This window comes from Ruegeria sp. F12 (genome assembly GCF_056533885.1).
The window spans coordinates 48,497-68,754 of record NZ_JBQFOV010000013.1; the positions used below are offsets into that span (position 1 = coordinate 48,497).

The following is a 20,258-nucleotide window of genomic DNA, read 5'->3' on the forward strand; positions in this document are numbered from 1 at the left end:
CTTAAATCCTTCCGAAAGTCTCTTTGAGTTCCGCGACTTGTGCTGCATCCAACATCCGGGTTGGCATGCCCCGCAAGGCCACAAGCAGCTTGGCTGTTTCTTCCAACTCTTCTGCGGCACAGACCGCCGAGAAGAGGTCCTTTCCCGATACGACAGGTCCGTGATTGGCCAGCAGAACAGCACTATAATCGCCGCCCAATTCGCAGATCAAATCACCAGATTTCGGGTCACCCGGCTTGACGTATGGAACCAGTTTGACCGTGCCGACGCGCATGACCACGTATGGTGTAAGCGGCGGAATACAGTCATTGGGATCGGTGTCTTCCAAACACGACAGAGCGGTGGCCCAGGTCGAATGTAGATGCACCACTGCACCAGCTTGTGGCCTCGTCTCATAGAAGGCTTGATGCAGAAAAACTTCCTTGGTCGGCTTGTCTCCTGAAACGTGGTTTCCATCCAAATCAATCTTGGCAATGCGCTCTGGGTCGATATCACCCAAGGTGGAATTGGTTGGCGTCATGAGGATTCCGTCATCAAGGCGCGCGGAGACATTGCCCGCTGTGCCGACGGAAAAGCCACGCGCAAACAGCGAAGCACACAGTTCCGACATCTGCTGCCGTAAAGCCAATTCTTCAGATCTCATTTGCCGGCCTCCATCATTCTGAGGGCTTTCGCAAAAAAGTCCGGAGCGCCAAAGTTTCCAGATTTTAGGGCCAGCGCAATAGGTTCAGTTTTTCCAATGCTCAGGACTGGCACGCCCGGGTCGATCTCTGGCCCAATTGACATGGCAGGAGACCCCAGTGCCTCAGATACGACCTTGGCGACAGCTCCCGACGTCTCCCCTCCGGCAACGACAAGGCGCTTATAGCCCGTTTGGACAAGTTCCTGGGCAGTTTCAGCAAAGAGATTGTCCAGCTTTTCCGCCACAGCTTCCTGACCATATTTGTTTTGGATCGCCCGCACATCATCCGGGCTTCCCGATGAATATGCGAGCGGTGCCTGACCCGGATGCGTTTCAAAGAAATCCAGAAGCGTCTGCGTGGTCACATGCCCGGACATGACACCCGGAACGTTAATGGCGAACGTCGGATGGGATTTCGCATGAACATCAATCTGCTCTCGGGTCGCACCCGAGCACGACCCGGCAAGGATCGCGGCAGGCCCAGCGATACCGGTGAACACTTTGCCAGTACTTTTGGATGAAGCCTTTCTCAGGAAGTTTCGTGGTAGCCCCAGTGCTATACCCGATCCCCCGGTGATGAGCTTGGCATCCTTTAGAGCTTCGCCCCAGGCCAGCAAATCCTCGTCCGAAATCGCATCACCAATCACAAAGCGTTCGTTTGCGTTCTGCAACCCATCAGAAATCGCCTCTGGCCCTTGCTTCACTGTGTCAATTGACGCCAATCCAACCGCTTCTTCGGTTTGATGCTGCAACCAGCGCTTGATGTTGGCGTCCGTCATCGGAGTAAGAGGGTGATTTTCCATCCCAGACTCGTGCAACAGCTTGCCGAGCACAAAAAGATGACCTTGATAGACGGTACGCCCCGTGGTGGGAAAGGCCGGACAGAAAACCACCTTTTGCGCACTCAGTTCATTGGCCAGTGCTTCCGCAACGGGGCCGATGTTTCCTTCTTTAGTGGAATCGAATGTCGAGCAATATTTGAAGATGAACTGCTGGCATCCTTGGTCCACGAGCCACCTCAAGGCACTCAAACTGTCTGCAACGGCTTCCTTGACCGGTGCAGTGCGGCTCTTGAGCGAGATGACGCCCGCTTCGATCTCTTCGTTGGCTGGGGTCGTCGGAATACCTGGAAATTGAGCTGTTCGTAACCCACCTTCCGGCTCAACGCCCTTCGCCAAGGTGTTCGCAATGTCGCTCGCACCGGTGAAGTCGTCCGCTATGACGCCGATCTTCATAATTTGATGTCCCTGGTTGGACCAGGATCCAGCCTATGGATATGCGGTGCCGCACCGACAGGAAAAACCTCACGCACAAGTGGATCATGGCCGGGCACGATAAGCCGAGGGTGCGAGGCCAACCTCTCGAGTGTCTTGAAGCCATCCATCATGTCCTGCAGGTCGACGACGATGGGAAAGGCTTTGCGGGCCATGAAATTCTCATAATAATGCGAGGCATCAGAGGCGAGTACCATCCACCCGGCTGCCGTTCTAACGCGAACGCATTGCAACCCGCGCGAGTGCCCACCGATGCAGTGCACCGTAACCTCATCTGCAATCTCAGCCTCTCCATCGTAGAACACGACCTTGCCTGAATAGAGACGCTTTACGACCTCGCAAACATGGCCAGCCGTGAAAGGCGCACGTAGGTGGTCATGGCACATGCAAGGGCCGGTGGCGAAGGCCATTTCCGCCGACTGCATATGCAACTTCGCGTTTGGGAACATATGCAGCCCCCCTGCGTGATCATAGTGAAGATGGGTCACGATGACATCGGTCACCGCATCCGGCGCAATGCCTAAGGGCCGCAACGCCTCGCGAGGATCCATCGCGATGGGACGATCACGGGCGGCGGCCTCATCGGAATCGTAGCCAGTATCGACCAGAATGACTTTGTCGCCGCGTTTTAGCACCCAAACGAAGTAATCCATCGCATGAGGCGCGTCATGATTATCATCGATGATGAAACTATCAGCTCGCGTCCGGGCGTTGCGATCCGCGTATTTCACGGCATGGATTTCCCAATCGTTCATCGGATGACCTCGGAATACTGGTGAACTACCTTGGTGGCGATCATATCAGCCACTGCCGTATCAAAGGACTGAAAATGCGCGCTTTCTAGGTGGGCAGAGAACGCCGCGCTGTCATCATAAACCTCATAGAGAAAAACTGTCTCGGGATCGTCGCCGAGACATACGTCAAATTGCTGGCATCCGGGTTCTCTACGCAAAGAAGTTGAAGCGTTTTCTACCATCAGCGGCAAGAAAGCGCTTCTCTTACCGGGTTTGAGAGTGAAAGTGACAGTGACTACAAACATCAGACAGAAAGTCCTTTCAAACGTGAAAAAGCGCGCTTTGCGAAGGGCAGTTGGCTGAGGATCAGACCAATGTTGAGCACCAGCAGAATGGCCGCACCAGGCCGAGAAAAGAAGACCGAAAGATCCCCATCCGACAGGAACAGCGACCGACGGAAGGTTTCGTCAAACAGGCTGCCCAGAATAACGCCTATCACCAACGGCGCGATTGGGTATTTCATCAGGTTCATGAAATAGGCAACCGCGCCGACGCCAAGCATCAGGTAGAGATCATTGATGCCACCACCAACGCTGAAAGACCCAATGGTTGTCAGAACCATTACGACGGGCAAGAAGATGGTCTGCGGGATGGCGAGTATTTTAATAAAGACCCGAGCAGTGAACAGGCCCATTAAGAACATTGTCAGGGAGGCCAGCACTAAAATTGCAACCACGCGCAGAATGATCTCGGGGTCTATTGTCGGACCTGGGATCACGTTGTTGATCTTGAAAGCCCCCATCAAAGCCGCGGCGGGTGGTGAACCGGGAATGCCCAAAACCAAAAGCGGGATCAGCGCGCCCCCAATGCAGGCGTTATTTGCTGTTTCAGAGCACAGCAGACCTTCCAATGACCCTTTTCCAAACTTGTCGCCCTCGGCAGAAACGGTCTTGCCAACACCGTAGCTGACCCAACCGGCGACATCTTCGCCGACGCCAGGAAGCGCTCCTACCCCAGTTCCAATCACTCCTGACCGGCCAATGGTGGGCAGGTAGCGTCGGATGGAGCGTAGGTTCGGAAGTATGCGGCCTTTCAGGGCCAGAACTTTCCCGGCCTCAACGTGCCTCAAACCGTCAATGATTTGGGGAATGGCAAAGGCCCCCATCAAAACTGGCACAACCTGAAACCCGCTCATCAGGTAAGACCAACCGAAAGTATAGCGCGGCTCAGACAACAGAGGGTCGAGGCCCACCATGGACATCGCAAGCCCAATCAGACCGGCGATCCATCCCTTAATCACCAGGTCTTCGCTCATCAAAGTGCCAGAAAGCAAAATGCCGAACAGGGCCAGTAATGCTTTCTCTGGGCTTGCGATGTTCTTTGAAACCAAAAGCAGCGCCCAGACAAAAATCAAAAGCGTGATGGTTCCGATAACTGTGCCAATGAAACTGGCCGTTGTGGTCAGCCCTAGTGCTTCGCCCCCTCGACCCGCTTTGGCCAGAGGGTAGCCATCCATCGCCGTCGCCGCGCTGGCTGCCGTGCCCGGAATGTTCAGCAAAATAGACGGATATGAGCCGCCGTAAATCGCGCCGACATAGGCCCCGAGCAAAGCGATGAGCGAATAGTCGAGCGGGATTTTGTTGCCGAAGAAACCCGTCAGGATCGTCACAGCCAGGGTTGCCGTAAGGCCGGGCAATGCGCCGAACGTGATGCCCAGGAACACGGAAACGATCAGATACAGATAGGTCAGCGGGTCTACTGCCAGGCCCAAGAATGCGGTCCCAAACCCAGCCAGTTGCGAAAGGATAAAGTCCATCCGGTCAGTCTTTCCACAGCGGACGAAGCGTCACGTAGTAGTGGTATTCGATTTGCTTGAAGATCAGCCCGCCGCGCGCGGGCACGTTCTGCCGGAAAACAAAGGCCATCGCACAAACGAGGATGAGCGGGGCAAGTATTGCCACCAATGGAACGAACCGCAAAACGCGTTCGGAAGCCGCTTTGGTCAATACCACTAGTGTTAACGCCACCCACAAGGCCAGTGTGAACCAATCATCAGCGTGTGCATTCCAATCCGCCTGAGCAGGAAACACGGCGAACGCAAACAAACCGGCGACGACAACTGCTATACAAGCCACCAAAGCACGCCGCGCATGACCCCCGTAGTAACCGTAAGTCAAAGCCGTGATCAGCAACCCAGAGCACAGAATGAAGTCCACTCTGGGAACCAGCCCGACGACATATGCAAGAAGAATCAGGCCTATGGTTGAAACTCGATAGGCTTCCGACTTTTCCCATCCGACCCCTAAAGCACTGAGCGCGTGTTGGGCTCCTCCTGAACGGATCGAAATCGCCAGCAACACGAAGGACAAGACAAGCAATCCACCGAAGATGAACAGCGGTACAATTGCTGCCGAGTTGTACCAATCAGACCCATTTACACCTGCGCGGTTTTCACCCCAAAGCGGGATGTCCGACGACTTCCAAAGGAAAAAAGTGGAAATTGCTATCAGACCAATCGATGCCCAGAAATCGCGCGCGCGCATGAGCAGTGTATCGTCAGGTTTGTCCATTGCCTGCCTCTTGTCGGAAAGGGCGCGATCAGACGCGCCCTTGAAAAAGTGATAGGATTATGGCTTCTCGATACCCAGCGATGCCGGATCGACGGTCGCTGCGCCCAGATCTTGCAAGGTATAGGCAAAGGTAGCTTCGAGGTTCGCAAACAGCTCTTGAGCTTCTTCGCCGTGTTGACCACCGACATCATAATTGTTTGCAGTGGCCCATTCAGCGACGGTGTCGGAGGCAATCGCTTGCTCGAAGGCGTCACCAAGCGCGGCCTTTACGTCGTCCCCGGCCGAACTGTGAACAGCAAACCCGATGGCCTGCTTGAGCGGCAAATACCGGTCGAGACCGTCATAAATGCCAAAGGCAGATGGTACTGTTGCTCCTGCGATCTGCGCGTCCTCGGGCGTCAACATAGCAAGCGGTTTAAGTTGACCGCCTTCGATCAACGGAGCCTGTTCAGCCAGTGAAGTCACAACCAACGCAACTTCCCCCGCTATCGCTGCTTCCTGCCCTGGCGCTGAGCCTTTGTATGGAACAAACTTGAATTCTGCACCGGACCCTTTTTCGATGGCCAGAAGGTTCAAGTGGTGGATCGAACCTGCGCCGGAAGCCGCCGCTGGAATAGTGCCAGGAGCAGCTTTCGCGGCGTCGACCAGTTCTTCCAGAGTATTGTAAGGGCTGTCTGCCGGGACCGAGATCAGATCAGGCGATCCGCCAACAATAAACGGATACCAAAAGTCGAATTTCTTATCCCACCCACCCTGCACGGCAGCGGTGACGTTTGACTCTGACAGACCAACCAATGTGTAGCCATCGTCCGGTTGGTTCATGACGTAGACCATACCGTTGGAACCCGCGACACCACCTGTTTGATTGATAACATTGATCGAGACCGGAAGGTGTTTTTCCATTTCGGCCATGATCATTCGATTGATCGTGTCCGTGCCGCCACCGGCCCCCCAGACCACAGCTGTGGTGATATCACGATAGGGGTAGTCCTGCGCAGACGCCGTCCCTGTAATACCGGTCGCCAACACCGCCGCGGCCACCAACCGCCCTAGTTTTCGTTTCATTTCCAAGTCCTCCCAAACAACTTTGCGTTTATTGTTGCATTTAATTGCGTATACATTAAAGAATGCGTTGTCAACGGACTGTAGTGGAAGCTGCTATCGCGCTATGAATGCGAAACGGGAAGGAAGCGGGCCAAAATGAAAAAGACTTACGATGTCGCAGTGTTCCACGGGGATGGGATCGGCCCTGAAATTATGGCCCCTACGCTTGAAATTCTGCACCACCTCTCGCTCGGCAACCGCACCTACGAACTGGCGTTTACAGACGCGCCGGCAGGTGCAGGCCACTACGCCAAAACTGGAGAATCGTTTCCGGCTGGATCACTCGAAACTGCACGCAACGCTGACGCGATTCTGCTGTCTGCAATGGGCTTGCCAGATGTTCGATACCCTGACGGAACCGAGATTTCACCGCAAATCGATCTGCGAAAGCAACTGGGACTTTTCGCTGGTGTACGACCAGTAAAGGTAAGCAGTGGACAAATGACCCCCTTGGCGCTGCCTCCCGGAAAAGAGATCGACTTTGTCTTGATACGCGAAAGCACAGAAGGACTGTTCTTCACCCAAGGCGCTGGCGAAGTTACCGAAGACGAAGCACGTGAAACTCTGTTGATCACTCGTGAGGTGTCCGAAAAACTGTTCCGTTTCGCGTTTGAACTCGCCCAGAACCGCAAAAGAACCGGGCGCGGTCAGGGTCGAGTTACATGTGTCGACAAAGCCAATGTATTCCGCGCCTTTGCATTCTTCAGATCGATGTTTGATGCAGAAGCCGCCCACCATCCCGATTTGCAGGCAGACCATGCTTATGTTGATGCCACCGCACTGTGGATGGTCCAAAAACCTTGGGAGTTCGATGTCATGGTGACCGAGAACATGTTCGGAGACATCCTCTCCGACCTTGGTGCAGGTCTCATGGGCGGTCTTGGACTGGCTCCGTCAGCGGATATCGGATTGAATCACGCTGTGTTCCAACCCTGCCATGGTTCCGCTCCAGACATTGCAGGACAGGGTATTGCCAACCCCTTTGCGATGATCTTGTCCGCAGCAATGATGCTTGAATGGTTGGGGTTGACCCATGATCACCCAGGCCTGTCCAACGACGGCGAACGGTTGCGTGAAGCCGTGGAAAAGGTGACTGCGAACGGACAGAACCTGACGCGTGACCTAGGTGGCACCGCCGGAACGCAGGACGCAGCCTCATCGGTATTGGAAGCATTGCGGGCATGAATACTCAACAAGCCATCAGGGTCGCGTGTGTGGGTGCGGGGTATTTCAGTAGGTTCCACTACGAAAGTTGGTCCCGAATGCCCAGAGCGGATCTGATTGCATCCTGCAACCGTGATATCAACAAGGCGAAGAAAACAGGACTGGCCGCTTACGATGATCTGTCAAAAATGCTGGAGGCGGAAAAACCAGATCTCGTGGACATCATTCTTCCACCTGTGGTGCAGGCCGACGCCATTCGAACTGCGCTGCATTCGGGCATAAAATGGCTGATCTGCCAAAAACCTTTCTGCATGTCTCTGGATGAAGCGGAGAAGATCGTTTCAGAGGCTGAAGCGGTAGGTGCAACTATTGTCGTGCACGAGAATTTTCGCTTTCAGCCTTGGTATCGTGCAATCAAGGTGGCGATGACCGAGGGTCGAATTGGAACACCTCTACAAGCGACCTTCCGGCTTCGGCCCGGCGACGGACAGGGACTGCGAGCCTACCTGGACCGGCAGCCGTACTTTCAAAAAATGCCACGTTTCCTAGTTCATGAGACAGCGGTTCACTGGGTAGACACATTCCGATTTTTGTTCGATGCGCCCAGCGCAGTTTATGCGGACTTGCGCCAAGTTAACCCCGTTATCGCGGGCGAAGACGCAGGTTACATCCTGTTTGACCACCCCAACGGTTTGAAAACTCTGTTCGATGGCAACAGATGCCTTGACCACAGCGCCAAAAACCCGCGTCAGACCATGGGCGAAGCTCTTATCGAAGGAACGGAAGGATCACTAGTTCTTTACGGCGACGGTTCCGTTGACCTCCGTGCGTTTGGAAAACAGGAGCGACAGCAGATTCTACCTCCAAGCGATCATGATGGATTTGGAGGAGACTGCGTTCACGCCTTGCAAAGTCACGTCATTTCGGGCCTTCTACTGGGCACGCCGCTGGAAAACACGGCCCGAGACTATTTGGACGTGATCCGCATTGAAGAGAATATCTACCTCTCAGCTGCGGAAGGACGAAAAATCAACCTGGAGACACCGTGAAGGATCAGGACGCAAAAACTCTTTCCAATACACAACGCGCTGTTAGGGATTTGCGGCGGATGATCCTGTCTGGCGAACTTGCGGCCGGAACTGACCATCTGGAGTCGGAACTCGCCGAGACCCTTGGCATGTCCCGCACCCCGATACGGGAAGCTGCGCTGATGTTGGAAAGTAAGGGGTTGCTGGAAATGCGACCCCGAAAAGGCGTTCGGATACTGCCTGTTTCATCAGATGATATGCGTGAAATCTACGACATCCTTACGGAACTTGAGAGTCTCGCGGCACAGCGCGCTGCCGAAGCGGGTTATTCAGAAGATGAACTGGCGGTACTCGCTGGATCAATTGCGAAGATGGACCAAGCCATCGAAGCCGAAGACCTTGAAGCGTGGGCAGAGGCAGACGAGTTGTTTCATCAAGAGCTCGTTCGGTTGGGCGGCAACAAACGAGTCGAAGCGATTGTTGCTATGATGAGCGACCAAGTCCGCCGCGCGCGTGCAACGACGTTGTTCATCAGGCCCCTGCCCGTTAAATCCAACGAAGATCACCGGGTTGTTTTTCAAGCGATTAGTGAAGGTCGTCCAGATACCGCCCGTGAACGTCATCGAGAACACAGGCTGCAAGCACAGGCTATGCTTTGCGGGATACTCGAAAAGCATCGACTCAATAGCCTCTGATGTTCTCGTATTCGGTCGTTAATCAACTAAAATAACTGCTGTTTGTGGCATCTCAGGCGCTCCGAGTACTTGTCGATAACGGCAGTCCGCGGTTGCGTCCGGCTGTTCTGATTTACTTTTTACAAATCACTCAACCAATCTCGCCATCGATTGGGGTTGAATTAGTGCGATTTCGGATTATATTAGTTCGATATCGTACTACTGGAGACTCAAGATGCCAAATCGAAGACGTTTTCTCAAGATTCTAGGCGGAGGCACAATACTGGCGGCAACGGGCGCGGTTGCGTTTCTCGCTACACGCACGCCGCATGACGCGCTGGCTCCGTGGACGCCACAACCATATGACGACCACCGCAAAGCCGCTTTGTCCTACGCGATTCTCGCCCCTAACCCGCACAACTTGCAACCTTGGCTCGTCGAGTTAGTTGGGCAAAACAAGGTTCGTATCCACCGCGATACAGATCGCGAGCTTCCGGAAACCGATCCTTACCACCGCCAGCTCTATATTGGCCTCGGCGCATTTGTTGAGACGATGGTCCTGGCGGCAGGTGCTCTCGGGTTTGATACCGAGGTCAAGTTGCTGCCAGATGGGGATGACGGGCCTATTGCAGAAGCAGTGTTTGTACCTGGAGGGGCACCCGATCCACTTTCAAATCAAATCCTCAACCGACATTCAAACAAAGAACCGTATACTGAACAGCGGCTGTCCGAGACGGAAGTGTCGGTCCTTGAAAACTACGCCACCCTGATTACCGATGAAGATTTGGTGACCCGTATTCGAGACCTTACGAAACGCGCTTTCGAAATCGAAATGCGAACGCCGCAGACCCTGAAAGAATCCGTCGACCTCATGCGGATCGGGAAAGCAGAAATCAACGCCAACCCGGACGGGATTGAGTTACGCGATCCCATGCTGGAAACGCTACGACTTACTGGCCTATTGGACAATGAGACCCTTATGAATGTTGACCACCCAGGCACTCAGTCTCACATGCGAGGCTACTTCGCTATGCTAGACGCGACGCCGCAATACGCAGTCCTCACGACAGCTACAAACACGCGAAGCGATCAACTCGAAGCCGGACGTCAATTGATGCGTTTCTACCTGAAGACAACCGAAATGGGTCTGGGCGTGCATCCGGTCAGTCAGGCCCTTCAGGAATATCCCGAGATGGCCGATGAATACGATCTTGCGCATGAGCTTCTTGCGTCACCGGACCACACGGTGCAAATGTTGCTACGTTTGGGGTATGGACCCGAGCCAATTGCCACACCCCGCTGGCCTCTGGAGACACGAATTCTGAATGAAGCCTGAAGATGAGACCAACGAAGTCTACCGGTTCTTCACCGAGGTCGGGATCATCAACCAGCTGATCTCGACCAAGCTTGAAGCGTTCTTACCCGGCAGAATGACCGCTACCCAATTTGGCATATTGGGCCACCTGGTCCGGCGCCCCGAGGGGGAAACGCCACTACAGCTGTCGAACGCTTTTCAAGTGCCCAAGACGTCGATGACGCACATGCTCGCGAGCCTCGAAAACCATGCCCTGATTACCCTTGAAACCAACCCTAATGACAAGCGTTCGAAAATAGCCCGGTCCACGCCGCAAGGTGCGGAGTTTCTGAAAGCTTCTATGGAACGGATGTCTGAAGCCCTGGCTCCAGTTTTGTCCGAACTCGGGCCCGAACCGTTCCATAGGTCTTTGCCCAATTTGACGCTCATACGTGAAACGCTAGACAACGAGCGCGACTAGCCGTAACCTGCATCGCCCCAAGCAAGCAGCCAAATTCTCAAAAGATCATACAATCCGCGCCCGGAGGCAGAGGCGGCGATCCTTCAGGCAAGGTGGGTGTGTAGTCAAATGTCACAATCTTCGCGCCACCGTCGAACGCCACGAACAGTTGGTTAGATCCCGGCCTAATGGCGATGCCTTCCGGGTCAGTTCCGAATTCCAACAGGCTTTGCTGGGCGAGCAGTTGGCCATCTGCCGTGAACTCATACAGGCTGTTTGACCCTTCCCAGTCATCAACGATCAACATGTGACCGGTTCGTGGGTCAATTGCGATGCCCTGTGCCTCGCTTAAGGGGGGAGAGAGCTTCATGGTATCCAACCTTGCCGTAAGGACGCCTTCTGAAGTGAACCAAGACAATCGTTCCGGATCATCTTCTACGGTCACGATCTGCCCCTTTGCATTGATCGCGATCCCTTCGGTATCCGCAAATCCACCTTCAAGTTCAAAGGGTGCTCCTAAAGTGACTCCTTCCTTCGTGAGACGTTGGAGGCTGCCAAGACCGTCGCCTACCAACAAGTGATCTCCTTCGATAGCAATTGCCTTGATACGGAAGAGATCGCTGGATATGCGGCGCAACTCATCACCTTGCAATGTAACGAGAATAGCCTCGGGCCCCTCGTTGGCAATCCACAAGCCACAAAACGTTGGATCGTAGTCAAGGCTTGCGGGTTGGTTGAGCTCATAGCGCCCAGTTTCGCGAAGCTCCAATGCCGTGGCCGGAGAAGCCCCAGCGCAGATCAGTAAGGCTATGGTTCTTGCAAACACTCAGAATGCTCCCGGAAAGGTATGTTGTTTAAAAAAATATACCTGATTATTGCGCCCCTTCAGTGAGAAAGAACAGCTCAATGGGCTGAGCAAGGCCACGTATTTCGTGATCCCTACAGCTAACGAACATGTTCGGTGCAGCACTTGCAACGGCTAACGTCGCCAACACTCTCTGACCAATTGATTTTGTTAAGTTTTCAATTCGGCTTGCGACGTTCACCGCACCGCCCAAAACCGTAAAATCAAGCCTGCCGGGGCTACCGATGTTACCGTAGCTGACCTGCCCAACGTTGATCCCAATTCCAATGTCCAAGGGCGGTTTTTGGAACTCGTCTCGTCTAGTGTTGAGAGCGTTCAAACCACTCAGCACACTCTGCGCTGCAAGAGCCGCCATTCTGCAACGGTCGGCATGGTTTTTTTGAGCTTCAATAGTGAAGATCGACAGGATGCCATCACCCATGAACTTGAGGACGTCTCCACCGTTGTCTTCTACGGCTTTGACCACCAGATCAAAATAGTCGCTGAGCGTGTCGAAGACTTCTTCTTCCGTTGAGGTTTCGGAAAGTGCCGTAAAGCCTCGCAGATCAGAGAACATAACCACGGCATCCAGAGTTGTTCGCTCACCCCGCTTGATGTTGCCGCTCCAGACTGCCTCAGAAGGTCCATCTCCTAAATAAGTTCGAAGTAGACCTTTAGACGATTTTCGCATCGTCACAGGTTCCAAGGCGCAAGAAAGGGCCGGTAAGACCGCTTCAATCAGCCTTAGATGTTCCGTCGAGAATCCATCCGGCGCCTGTGTAATGAACGTGCAACCATGCAGCGATCCATCACCATAATAAAGCAAAGTAGCGTAGTAGTCGGTGCCGCCTTGCTCTGCAAACTCCAAATAGGATGAATGCTCTGTTTCTGAGTCCAGTTGCTGAAGACTTTTGTGAAGCGGCTTTCTATTCGCCAGAATATACTCAAATGAGCTCCCAACATAACCATCCGTCAACGTCGTCTCATGGGTGACATCGTAGCTGTCGGTGCCGTTGGGCGTCCAAACCACGCCCCAAGCAATAAGCAATGGATTGGCAAAGCGTTGGCCAATGTTTACTCGCCACAGCGGAACTCCGGCTTCGACCACGGAGGAACAAAAGTGTGACACTACTTTTACAGGATCGCCGGAGCGACGACCTTCTGTAATCATCCATTCGGTTAGTCGGGTGACTTCTTCCATGTACCCAAGTTAGTCGCTTGCATAAGATGAGCAAAGACTATTGGAATTGCATTGTCGCTTACACTTATTGAGCCGCCTGATCTGAATTGGTTCAACAGAAGATTACAGCCCCTCGCTTGGGCGAACTTCAATAGAAACCAATCTCGCTGACATCTACGCTGGCCTCATGATCGTGCCCGAAGGCTACAACCCCAACTGAGGTTATTGCGTCCGCATCGGGAATAGCGCGCAACATGGCACCTGAAGCCTTGAAGCCTGACAGAGGCAAATAGACTTCGGTCCAGTCTTCAGAAGTTGCGAACGCGGCCTGGTAGTATTGCCACGGAAGCACCGTGCCACGTGTTCTGAGGTGAACGAAGTATTGCTCGCCGTTCCCCCGTACCAATAGCCTGACGCCTGATACAGCCTCATCTAGTCGCTCAGACAACTTGCGTCGGAACTGAATGAAGCCCCCGTTGTTTTCTGTACTCACGGTTCCGGTCAGCCGCGCGAATGCAACATCACCTTCCGAACGAAACTGCACCTGTCCTGAGGAAACTCCTCCCATGACGGTGTCGGCAACGTAGTCCCAACGCGTCTCCGGAGACTTGGAAAAGTCTTCAGTCAGTTTTTCATCAGCCTGAGCCATTGTGCATCCGATGATAACAAAACCTGAAACAAGCCCGATGAAGTTTGCACGCATATTGTTCCTTGTCAGTTCAGTATCGCAATGGAGAGGTTCAGCGCCGTGGCAAATGCGACCCATGCAAAGTACGGCAGGAAAGCCAGTGCGGAAACCCGATCTGAATTCCTGACCCGAGCAATGAACATGACGATCACAGCCAACAACGCGACAATGATCACAAGGGCAAACCACGGCAGTTGCATTACGAAAAAGGCTGGCGACCACAAAAAGTTCAAACTCATCTGCGCCCACCACAGCTTCATGGCGGTCGAGCTTCGATCTGCTTCAAACTGACGCCAACCCGCCATGGCGATCAACACATAAAGCACCGTCCAAACCGGCCCAAAAATCCAATTTGGTGGATTGAAAGCCGGTTTAGAGAGCTGCGCATACCATTCGCCAGGTGCGGTCAGTGTTCCGATCAGAATGCCGCCTCCCAACATAAGCGCGAGGAATGCTATGCGGATCAACCAATTCGACATTGTAGGATGGCTTTCAGCAGTCCCTGGTCGTCACGTTTACAAGCGCGTCCGAAGAGAAGGTCGCAGTACTGGTCTCTTCCGCAACGGTATAAGACACCGTGGCGCCTTCGATCTCCGAGCCTGTAACAGTGATTTCGCGTTGCCCGATAGTATCATCGACATCGATGGTAAAGGCGAGTGTGTCCCCGGCTGCGAGGGAGGCGATTTCAAGTTCTATTGTATCTTGCCCGTCCACGACCGCTGGAATTTGCCGCAGAGCATCCGCACCCTCAACGAATTCGAGAGGCTGGAAGACCTCGACGCCCGCACCCTTTTCAGTAACGTCGAAAATCAGACGTCCCGCAGATTTCGACAAGTCAATTTTGAGGATCGAGGCTTCTACTTCGCAAGCTCCAACGTTTGTCAGAACAAAACGGTCCTTGGGTGCTCCTTCTATAAAGCGAATTTGTACACCGGCTTGAAGCGAAGTAGCTGCAAATAATCCAAGGGTCGCCGCGAGAATACTCTTCGGGAGCATATTTATCTCCTTGCTAAAGGGTTCTTGATAGATACGCTTCGGCGGGTTTCTTGGATCAGACTTATGCCCTCTGACTATCGTGGTTTAGCCGACAGGAGCTTTCAAAGCTCCATGCACCGCTGTCAGAACGGTTAAGTCAAAACATGCCATTGTCATTCTCGCTGTTTGCCGGAACCTCCTGAAGAACGTCCCAGTGTTCGACAACCTTACCTTCAGCATCCAGGCGAAAAATATCGATACCTGCGTACTCGAGACCATCAGGCCAGATTTGGTGGCAATGCAGAACAACGTGGTCGTCTTCAGCAAACGCACGTTTGATGTCCACACGCTTTCCCGGATATTCGGCGGCCATGCGCTCGAAATATTCGATAAACGCTTGCTTGCCGTCGCCAACATGCGGGTTGTGCTGCGTATAGGTATCACCAACAAAGATATCTAAGGCTTCCGCAGGCCGACACTCATTGAACATCATTTCGTAGAAAGCAATGACATTCTTCTTGTTGGTTTCGAGGTCCAGCATGCTGATCTCCAATTCGACGCTTGTACCGCCCAAAAATGTTGGTCCGGGTAATTCTTGGAAGCAACCCAGTAATGATCTCGATCACTAATCGGCAAGAATTTACGAGTTTAGTTTTGCGTTCCGACTATTTCGAGTGTTTGTCCCTTACTCGATTTCTTCAAAGTCTATGTGAATGTGATTTCCATCAGGATCGGCCACATGGATTTGGACCATTCGGGCGCCCGGGACGTCAGTTTTGCGGTACTTGATCTGACACGCGCTCAGTTTTTCTTCGAATGCGCTCGAGCTTGAGCTTCACTTCGGAGCCGACATTTGGCGTTCCCTCGTGACCCACAAGATGAACCACTGCGTGATCACCCGCATACAACCAAGCTCCGGGGAACGGAAAATCAGGGCGGGTCCCGAGTTTCAAACCCAGGACCTCTTCATACCAAGCAACCATGTCAGGCAACCTAGTCGTCACGATGTTCACATGATCCAGCCGTTCAATTCTCATCTAAAAACCCTCAAGCACGAGCTTTCCTTTGGCCCTGCCGCTTTCAAGGATAGCATGCGTTTTCTTTAAGTTTGTAGCATTGATCCTACCAAGTGTATCGGTCGCTGAGGATCTGATCTTTCCGTCATCTATCAACCCGGCGACCTGATTCAGGATTTCGCTTTGACGTTTCATATCTCTAGTCGCAAAAAGCGACCGAGTGTACATGAACTCCCAATGCAATGAGATCGATTTGGGTTTGAAAGGCGCGATGTCGAAGGTTTCAGGATCATCAATCAACCCAAAGCGACCTTGAGGTGTCATCACCTCTCCAGCTTGGGAAGCATAAAGCAGGGAATGGTTTACCGGACGAACACTTCTCTGCTCTCAAATTGACGGTGGCGGCAGAGGCAGAAAAAAGGCCTGCATCGTCTCATTGCCGCGCTAGAGGAAATCGCTTCAGTGCAAGAATCCGACCCCCCTAGAACCGGGGATCCGGCAGATGACTAACACCTTCGGTTATGATGACATCCGCGGCTCCGTTGAGAAGCACCTCGGAAAAGACAATCTGGGCTGGGTTCGGATTGTCACCGAGTGCTTTGAAGCGATCAAGAAGCACTGCGACCGGCGTGAGGAAAGCTATCCATCGGTCGGCCAGATCAAGCAGAAATTCGGCTCGATTCGGATCTACATTGATGGGACGCAGTAAAACCCGCCTAGAGGTGCTGCTTTAACGGACGGGTGAATCCAATGCGCAAACTCAGAATGCATAGCGCATCCCGAATTCGGTGTAATTCTGGTTCAGTGTAAGATCGGCTTTCCGACTATCACGGATGACACGTTCAGCGTTGGGCAGATCGTTCGTTTTCGCGCGTTGCAACGCGGTTTTCGGATCAAATCCATGCTTGATCCAGCGGTGATGCAACCGCTTTACGAGTTCTTCCAAAGTTGGGCTGACAAAAACCGTTGCGGCATAGACATCCGCCAATGTTCTCCACGGGTCGCTATCCATCAGAAGGTAGTTCCCTTCAACAACAACAGTCCGAGTGTCGGGGTGAACCGCAATCGCGTTGGCAATGGCGAGATCCATTTGACGGTCAAATCTGGGGTGAAATGATTCAAGCTGTGCGGATTGTAACTTTTTAATTGCATTGCAAAACCCAATTGCATCGAAGGTTTCTGGCGCGCCTTTTCTCGCCAGAAATCCTCGCGCTTCAAGTACACGATTGTCTAAATGGTAGCCATCCATAGGCACTAACGTGGCTAAAGGAACCGCCGAGTTCTGTTTTGCGTTCAGCGATTGCACAACGAATTCTGCCAGGGTCGACTTTCCGGATGCAGGAGGTCCTGCGATTGCGACAATCGTCCGAACCCCAACCTGCCTCCGAGAGGAGATCAGGTCGCACACGCGCGCTGCATCTTGCTCGATCACGCAGCGTCTTCTCTTGGTGGTTCTTTGGCGCCGGTCATAAAGGCCACGGCGTCGGACATCGTGTAGTCCTTGGGATCAATCGTGCAGAGCCTTTTACCGAGCCGGTGCACATGAATTCGGTCAGCGACTTCGAAGACATGCGGCATGTTGTGGCTGATCAGAATGATCGGAATACCACGCGCCCGTACGTCCTGAATCAGCTCAAGCACCTTGCGGCTTTCCTTCACGCCCAAAGCAGCCGTCGGTTCATCCATAATGATGAACTTGGTCGCAAAGGCGGCTGCGCGCGCAACGGCAACGCCTTGACGCTGGCCGCCAGACAGCGTCTCAATTGCCTGATTGATCGACTGCACTGTCATAAGGCCAAGCTCGGTCAGTTTTTCACGAGCGAACTTCTCCATAGCTGGCCGGTCGAGCTGACGCATGTATTTGCCCATGAACCCCTTTTTGCGGATCTCGCGCCCCATGAACATGTTGTCCGCAATCGAAAGGGCAGGAGACATGGCAAGCTGTTGATAGACAATTTCGATACCCATATTGCGGGCGTCGATTGGAGAGGTAAAGTTTACCTTCTTCCCTTCGATCAGAATCTCGCCCTCATCCGGGATGGTGGCCCCGCAAATCGCCTTGACGATGGAAGATTTACCCGCACCGTTGTCCCCAATAACTGCAAGGATTTCTCCTTTCCGCAGTTCAAAGTCGGAATGGTCGATGGCGGTGACGTGGCCATAGCGCTTCACGATCCCGCGCCCTTGGACGACTGGAGTTGTGTCTGACATTAGCCCGATACCTTTCTGATCCACTGGTCGACTGCGACCGCTGCGATGATGAGAAGACCGATCAACAGGAAGGTCCACTGCGCGTCTGCGCCGAGCAGCCTTAGCCCAAGAGTAAACACGCCGACGATCAGTGCGCCGAATAGTGACCCCAGAATGGACCCCCGTCCACCGAACAAAGAGATACCTCCGATCACAACAGCAGTGATGCTTTCAATGTTGGCCAATTGGCCGGACGTCGGCGAGACTGATCCGATGCGCCCAATCAGAGCCCAGCCCGCGAAGGCACAAATCAAGCCAGACAACATATAGACGGACATGAGTGTTCGATGGACGTTGACACCTGATAGTTCGGCCGCCTCAGGATCGTCACCCACGGCATAGACGTGCCTTCCCCAAGCCGTGTGTTTAAGTGCATAGGCCAACACAAAAATCAGGGCGAGCATGAAAATGACGCCGACAGTAAAGGTCGCGCCACCAATGCTGAACTTGGTTCCAAAGAATTGAAGGAAGGGAGCGTTGGCTTCGATATCCTGACTGCGAATAGTCTCGTTCGCGGAATACAGAAAGTTAGTCGCCAGTACGATCTGCCACATCCCTAGTGTGACAATGAAGGGGGGAAGTTTAACGCGGCTGACAAGCCAGCCGTTCAGTGCTCCGATCAAGGTTCCAACCGCAAGCCCGCACATTACAGCGATTGGCACTGGAATGCCGTATCGGAAAGAGAACTGCCCCATGATAACAGAAGAAAATACCATAATTGCGCCGACGCTCAGATCGATGCCGGCGGTCAGAATAACCAGGCTTTGAGCTGCGGCCACGATTCCGACGATCTGAACCTGCTGGAGGATCAAGGTCATGGCAAAAGGCGAGAAGAACTTCGATCCCAATAGCAGTCCGAAAATCAAAATCGCACCGACCAGAACGATAAGCGGCACAAAAGATGGGTTGACGTGGAGAAGATGCTGCAACCTCCCCAAAACGCCACGCCGATGGTCCTCAAAAGCTGCAACAGTTTCTGTCCTGCTGGCAGCGGATTCAAATTCCTTGGCGCTCTGGTTTGCTTCGGACATATCTCCCCCTTTTCGCGGGCGATGTAATGCCCACGAGATGAGTGTACAGGAAGTTTCGGTTTGCTGGTGAAAGGAGTGATGAGGCGCTCTCATGCGCCTCATACATTAGGTCTGATTTAGCCCCAGCAGAGCTCCAAGCCTTCGGCGACCGAAATCGATTCCACGCCATCAACAGGTTGGTCCGTGATGAGAGCGACTCCGGTATCGTAGAAGTCTTTTCCGGGCGTGTTTTCTGGCTTTACGCCTTCCTCAGCCCACTTTTTAACAGCCTCGACCCCAAGCGAAGCCATCAAAAGCGGATACTGCTGACTTGTAGCTCCAATAACTCCGGCCTGCACATTTTGTACACCGGGGCAGCCACCATCGACCGAAACGATCAGTACATCGTTTTCACGCCCAATGGATTTCAGAGCCTCATAAGCACCTGCCGCTGCCGGTTCATTGATCGTGTGAACAACGTTGATCGTCGAGTCCTTGGCCAAAAGGTTTTCCATGGCGCGGCGCCCACCTTCTTCGTTGCCGTCGGTCACGTCACTGCCGACCAATCGTGCATCAGATTCATCGCCGATGACATTGGGGTCTGCCAGGTCCACACCGAAGCCGTCGAGGAAGCCCTGATTGCGGAGAACGTCCACGGTTGGCTGACTGACGTTAAGATCAAGCGTCGCAATTTTTGCGTCAGCCGCTGCGTCGCCCATCTTTGCCTTCGCCCATTGCCCGATCAATAGGCCAGCTTTGTAGTTGTCTGTCGCAAAGGTTGCGTCAGCGGAATCAATCGGGCTTAGTGGCGTGTCCAGAGCGATAACCAGCAAGCCAGCATCACGCGCCTGCTGAACAGCGGGCACAATCGAACTTGTGTCCGAAGCCGTCAGGAGAATTCCCTTAGCGCCGTCGAGAATACAAGTTTCAATGGCCTGAACTTGAGTTTCATGGTCGCCGTCGATTTTACCGGCAAAGGCCTTCAAGGTCATGCCAAGCTCTTCAGCCTTGGCCGTTGCGCCTTCCTTCATCTTTACAAAGAATGGATTGGTATCTGTCTTCGTGATCAGACAAACGGTTTCTCCGGCCGCGTGGGCAGATGCGGCAGCCACCGTAAGCGCGGTAGCAGATGCGGCTATCTTGAATAGATTTTTCATGTAGTCCTCCCAGAAAATTGTTGATGCCCCGCATGGCAGGCCAACGAGACTCGCCCTCATCCTCCAATGAAGGTCTAATTCAAGAAACTGTGATTCTAGCCTTTCTGTCAATAAATAAATAAAGTTTATTTATTAATTTACCTAAGCACCTTTT

The 20,258-nt window shown here is 53.3% G+C and carries 25 protein-coding genes; 6 read left to right on the plus strand and 19 right to left on the minus strand.

Features of this window, described 5'->3' with window-relative positions:
• Position 1: 1 nt before the first annotated feature.
• The 7 genes from otnC to ACR0CA_RS16310 are packed head-to-tail and all read right to left on the minus strand — an operon-like array spanning position 2 to position 6,325.
• Positions 2–643, minus strand: coding sequence for a 3-oxo-tetronate 4-phosphate decarboxylase (otnC, locus tag ACR0CA_RS16280; RefSeq protein ID WP_480900258.1), 642 nt, complete (start codon positions 641–643; stop codon positions 2–4).
• Positions 640–1,917, minus strand: coding sequence for a 3-oxo-tetronate kinase (gene otnK / locus ACR0CA_RS16285; protein WP_480900260.1), 1,278 nt, complete (start codon positions 1,915–1,917; stop codon positions 640–642). The genes otnC and otnK overlap by 4 nt, the downstream gene beginning before the upstream one ends.
• Entirely contained in the window at positions 1,914–2,711 is a 798-nt protein-coding gene (locus tag ACR0CA_RS16290; RefSeq protein WP_480900262.1) for an N-acyl homoserine lactonase family protein, read from the minus strand. The genes otnK and ACR0CA_RS16290 overlap by 4 nt, the downstream gene beginning before the upstream one ends.
• Positions 2,708–2,995: a putative quinol monooxygenase gene (locus tag ACR0CA_RS16295; RefSeq protein ID WP_170775449.1), complete on the minus strand. Its 288-nt coding sequence runs from the start codon at positions 2,993–2,995 to the stop codon at positions 2,708–2,710. Before ACR0CA_RS16295 ends, ACR0CA_RS16290 begins: the two co-directional genes overlap by 4 nt.
• Positions 2,995–4,506: a tripartite tricarboxylate transporter permease gene (locus tag ACR0CA_RS16300; RefSeq protein ID WP_170775447.1), complete on the minus strand. Its 1,512-nt coding sequence runs from the start codon at positions 4,504–4,506 to the stop codon at positions 2,995–2,997. Before ACR0CA_RS16300 ends, ACR0CA_RS16295 begins: the two co-directional genes overlap by 1 nt.
• 4 nt (positions 4,507–4,510) lie before the next feature.
• Positions 4,511–5,260 (minus strand): hypothetical protein, encoded by a 750-nt coding sequence (locus ACR0CA_RS16305; protein WP_480900265.1) that lies wholly within the window; start codon positions 5,258–5,260, stop codon positions 4,511–4,513.
• A gap of 57 nt (positions 5,261–5,317) precedes the next feature.
• Positions 5,318–6,325 carry a Bug family tripartite tricarboxylate transporter substrate binding protein gene (locus ACR0CA_RS16310; protein WP_480900267.1) on the minus strand — a complete coding sequence of 336 codons (1,008 nt, stop codon included), beginning with the start codon at positions 6,323–6,325 and terminating at the stop codon, positions 5,318–5,320.
• Positions 6,326–6,460: 135 nt separating this feature from the next.
• Between ACR0CA_RS16310 and ACR0CA_RS16315 the strand changes: the two genes are divergently transcribed.
• The 5 genes from ACR0CA_RS16315 to ACR0CA_RS16335 all read left to right on the plus strand — a co-directional run bounded on the left by ACR0CA_RS16315 (position 6,461) and on the right by ACR0CA_RS16335 (position 11,005).
• Entirely contained in the window at positions 6,461–7,549 is a 1,089-nt protein-coding gene (locus ACR0CA_RS16315; protein ID WP_480900269.1) for an isocitrate/isopropylmalate dehydrogenase family protein, read from the plus strand.
• On the plus strand, positions 7,546–8,577 hold the full coding sequence (locus ACR0CA_RS16320) for a Gfo/Idh/MocA family protein (RefSeq protein WP_480900271.1): 1,032 nt from the start codon (positions 7,546–7,548) through the stop codon (positions 8,575–8,577). The genes ACR0CA_RS16315 and ACR0CA_RS16320 overlap by 4 nt, the downstream gene beginning before the upstream one ends.
• The gene (locus ACR0CA_RS16325; RefSeq protein WP_480900273.1) at positions 8,574–9,251 is read left to right on the plus strand and encodes a GntR family transcriptional regulator; all 678 of its coding nucleotides are present in this window, start codon (positions 8,574–8,576) and stop codon (positions 9,249–9,251) included. The genes ACR0CA_RS16320 and ACR0CA_RS16325 overlap by 4 nt, the downstream gene beginning before the upstream one ends.
• Before the next feature lie 214 nt (positions 9,252–9,465).
• Positions 9,466–10,566 carry an Acg family FMN-binding oxidoreductase gene (locus ACR0CA_RS16330; RefSeq protein WP_480860783.1) on the plus strand — a complete coding sequence of 367 codons (1,101 nt, stop codon included), beginning with the start codon at positions 9,466–9,468 and terminating at the stop codon, positions 10,564–10,566.
• Positions 10,556–11,005, plus strand: a complete 450-nt coding sequence (locus ACR0CA_RS16335; protein WP_480900275.1) for a MarR family winged helix-turn-helix transcriptional regulator — start codon at positions 10,556–10,558, stop codon at positions 11,003–11,005. Before ACR0CA_RS16330 ends, ACR0CA_RS16335 begins: the two co-directional genes overlap by 11 nt.
• Before the next feature lie 37 nt (positions 11,006–11,042).
• On the opposite strand, the gene ACR0CA_RS16340 is transcribed toward ACR0CA_RS16335, so the two are convergent.
• The 8 genes from ACR0CA_RS16340 to ACR0CA_RS16375 form a co-directional block, all read right to left on the minus strand.
• Positions 11,043–11,810: a hypothetical protein gene (locus tag ACR0CA_RS16340; RefSeq protein WP_480900276.1), complete on the minus strand. Its 768-nt coding sequence runs from the start codon at positions 11,808–11,810 to the stop codon at positions 11,043–11,045.
• Between the two features lie 46 nt (positions 11,811–11,856).
• Positions 11,857–13,029: an adenylate/guanylate cyclase domain-containing protein gene (locus tag ACR0CA_RS16345; protein WP_480900278.1), complete on the minus strand. Its 1,173-nt coding sequence runs from the start codon at positions 13,027–13,029 to the stop codon at positions 11,857–11,859.
• Between the two features lie 127 nt (positions 13,030–13,156).
• The gene (locus tag ACR0CA_RS16350; RefSeq protein WP_480900280.1) at positions 13,157–13,711 is read right to left on the minus strand and encodes a CIA30 family protein; all 555 of its coding nucleotides are present in this window, start codon (positions 13,709–13,711) and stop codon (positions 13,157–13,159) included.
• A gap of 11 nt (positions 13,712–13,722) precedes the next feature.
• Entirely contained in the window at positions 13,723–14,175 is a 453-nt protein-coding gene (locus ACR0CA_RS16355) for a TspO/MBR family protein (protein ID WP_171123463.1), read from the minus strand.
• A 13-nt stretch (positions 14,176–14,188) separates the two neighbouring features.
• Complete coding sequence (locus tag ACR0CA_RS16360; RefSeq protein WP_171212948.1) at positions 14,189–14,692, minus strand: aggregation factor core; 504 nt, start codon at positions 14,690–14,692, stop codon at positions 14,189–14,191.
• 136 nt (positions 14,693–14,828) lie between these two features.
• Entirely contained in the window at positions 14,829–15,212 is a 384-nt protein-coding gene (locus tag ACR0CA_RS16365) for a nuclear transport factor 2 family protein (protein ID WP_480900282.1), read from the minus strand.
• Positions 15,213–15,441: 229 nt separating this feature from the next.
• Positions 15,442–15,708: a VOC family protein gene (locus ACR0CA_RS16370; RefSeq protein ID WP_480900284.1), complete on the minus strand. Its 267-nt coding sequence runs from the start codon at positions 15,706–15,708 to the stop codon at positions 15,442–15,444.
• Complete coding sequence (locus ACR0CA_RS16375) at positions 15,709–16,041, minus strand: zinc-binding dehydrogenase (protein WP_480900348.1); 333 nt, start codon at positions 16,039–16,041, stop codon at positions 15,709–15,711.
• A gap of 148 nt (positions 16,042–16,189) precedes the next feature.
• Between ACR0CA_RS16375 and ACR0CA_RS16380 the strand changes: the two genes are divergently transcribed.
• Positions 16,190–16,396, plus strand: a complete 207-nt coding sequence (locus ACR0CA_RS16380; RefSeq protein WP_171212946.1) for a hypothetical protein — start codon at positions 16,190–16,192, stop codon at positions 16,394–16,396.
• Between the two features lie 51 nt (positions 16,397–16,447).
• Here the strand turns inward: ACR0CA_RS16380 and ACR0CA_RS16385 are convergent, their stop codons facing one another.
• The 4 genes from ACR0CA_RS16385 to ACR0CA_RS16400 all read right to left on the minus strand — a co-directional run bounded on the left by ACR0CA_RS16385 (position 16,448) and on the right by ACR0CA_RS16400 (position 20,104).
• Positions 16,448–17,119 (minus strand): nucleoside/nucleotide kinase family protein, encoded by a 672-nt coding sequence (locus ACR0CA_RS16385; protein WP_480900286.1) that lies wholly within the window; start codon positions 17,117–17,119, stop codon positions 16,448–16,450.
• Positions 17,116–17,898: an ATP-binding cassette domain-containing protein gene (locus tag ACR0CA_RS16390; protein WP_480900288.1), complete on the minus strand. Its 783-nt coding sequence runs from the start codon at positions 17,896–17,898 to the stop codon at positions 17,116–17,118. Before ACR0CA_RS16390 ends, ACR0CA_RS16385 begins: the two co-directional genes overlap by 4 nt.
• Positions 17,898–18,968 (minus strand): ABC transporter permease, encoded by a 1,071-nt coding sequence (locus tag ACR0CA_RS16395; RefSeq protein ID WP_170353974.1) that lies wholly within the window; start codon positions 18,966–18,968, stop codon positions 17,898–17,900. The genes ACR0CA_RS16390 and ACR0CA_RS16395 overlap by 1 nt, the downstream gene beginning before the upstream one ends.
• A 116-nt stretch (positions 18,969–19,084) precedes the next feature.
• On the minus strand, positions 19,085–20,104 hold the full coding sequence (locus tag ACR0CA_RS16400; RefSeq protein WP_170353723.1) for a sugar ABC transporter substrate-binding protein: 1,020 nt from the start codon (positions 20,102–20,104) through the stop codon (positions 19,085–19,087).
• Positions 20,105–20,258 lie beyond the last annotated feature (154 nt).

Excerpts from the sequence above, each read along its gene's own strand:
- ACR0CA_RS16365 (WP_480900282.1), bottom strand. The coding sequence starts at position 15,212 with ATGCTGGACCTCGAAACCAACAAGAAGAATGTCATTGCTTTCTACGAA.
- otnK (WP_480900260.1), bottom strand. The coding sequence starts at position 1,917 with ATGAAGATCGGCGTCATAGCGGACGACTTCACCGGTGCGAGCGACATT.
- ACR0CA_RS16345 (WP_480900278.1), bottom strand. The coding sequence starts at position 13,029 with ATGGAAGAAGTCACCCGACTAACCGAATGGATGATTACAGAAGGTCGT.
- otnC (WP_480900258.1), bottom strand. The coding sequence starts at position 643 with ATGAGATCTGAAGAATTGGCTTTACGGCAGCAGATGTCGGAACTGTGT.
- ACR0CA_RS16295 (WP_170775449.1), bottom strand. The coding sequence starts at position 2,995 with ATGTTTGTAGTCACTGTCACTTTCACTCTCAAACCCGGTAAGAGAAGC.
- ACR0CA_RS16300 (WP_170775447.1), bottom strand. The coding sequence starts at position 4,506 with ATGGACTTTATCCTTTCGCAACTGGCTGGGTTTGGGACCGCATTCTTG.
- ACR0CA_RS16315 (WP_480900269.1), top strand. The coding sequence starts at position 6,461 with ATGAAAAAGACTTACGATGTCGCAGTGTTCCACGGGGATGGGATCGGC.
- ACR0CA_RS16335 (WP_480900275.1), top strand. The coding sequence starts at position 10,556 with ATGAAGCCTGAAGATGAGACCAACGAAGTCTACCGGTTCTTCACCGAG.
- ACR0CA_RS16395 (WP_170353974.1), bottom strand. The coding sequence starts at position 18,968 with ATGTCCGAAGCAAACCAGAGCGCCAAGGAATTTGAATCCGCTGCCAGC.
- ACR0CA_RS16370 (WP_480900284.1), bottom strand. The coding sequence starts at position 15,708 with ATGAGAATTGAACGGCTGGATCATGTGAACATCGTGACGACTAGGTTG.
- ACR0CA_RS16400 (WP_170353723.1), bottom strand. The coding sequence starts at position 20,104 with ATGAAAAATCTATTCAAGATAGCCGCATCTGCTACCGCGCTTACGGTG.
- ACR0CA_RS16390 (WP_480900288.1), bottom strand. The coding sequence starts at position 17,898 with ATGTCAGACACAACTCCAGTCGTCCAAGGGCGCGGGATCGTGAAGCGC.
- ACR0CA_RS16290 (WP_480900262.1), bottom strand. The coding sequence starts at position 2,711 with ATGAACGATTGGGAAATCCATGCCGTGAAATACGCGGATCGCAACGCC.
- ACR0CA_RS16355 (WP_171123463.1), bottom strand. The coding sequence starts at position 14,175 with ATGTCGAATTGGTTGATCCGCATAGCATTCCTCGCGCTTATGTTGGGA.
- ACR0CA_RS16380 (WP_171212946.1), top strand. The coding sequence starts at position 16,190 with ATGACTAACACCTTCGGTTATGATGACATCCGCGGCTCCGTTGAGAAG.
- ACR0CA_RS16360 (WP_171212948.1), bottom strand. The coding sequence starts at position 14,692 with ATGCTCCCGAAGAGTATTCTCGCGGCGACCCTTGGATTATTTGCAGCT.
- ACR0CA_RS16310 (WP_480900267.1), bottom strand. The coding sequence starts at position 6,325 with ATGAAACGAAAACTAGGGCGGTTGGTGGCCGCGGCGGTGTTGGCGACC.
- ACR0CA_RS16350 (WP_480900280.1), bottom strand. The coding sequence starts at position 13,711 with ATGCGTGCAAACTTCATCGGGCTTGTTTCAGGTTTTGTTATCATCGGA.
- ACR0CA_RS16320 (WP_480900271.1), top strand. The coding sequence starts at position 7,546 with ATGAATACTCAACAAGCCATCAGGGTCGCGTGTGTGGGTGCGGGGTAT.
- ACR0CA_RS16330 (WP_480860783.1), top strand. The coding sequence starts at position 9,466 with ATGCCAAATCGAAGACGTTTTCTCAAGATTCTAGGCGGAGGCACAATA.
- ACR0CA_RS16305 (WP_480900265.1), bottom strand. The coding sequence starts at position 5,260 with ATGGACAAACCTGACGATACACTGCTCATGCGCGCGCGCGATTTCTGG.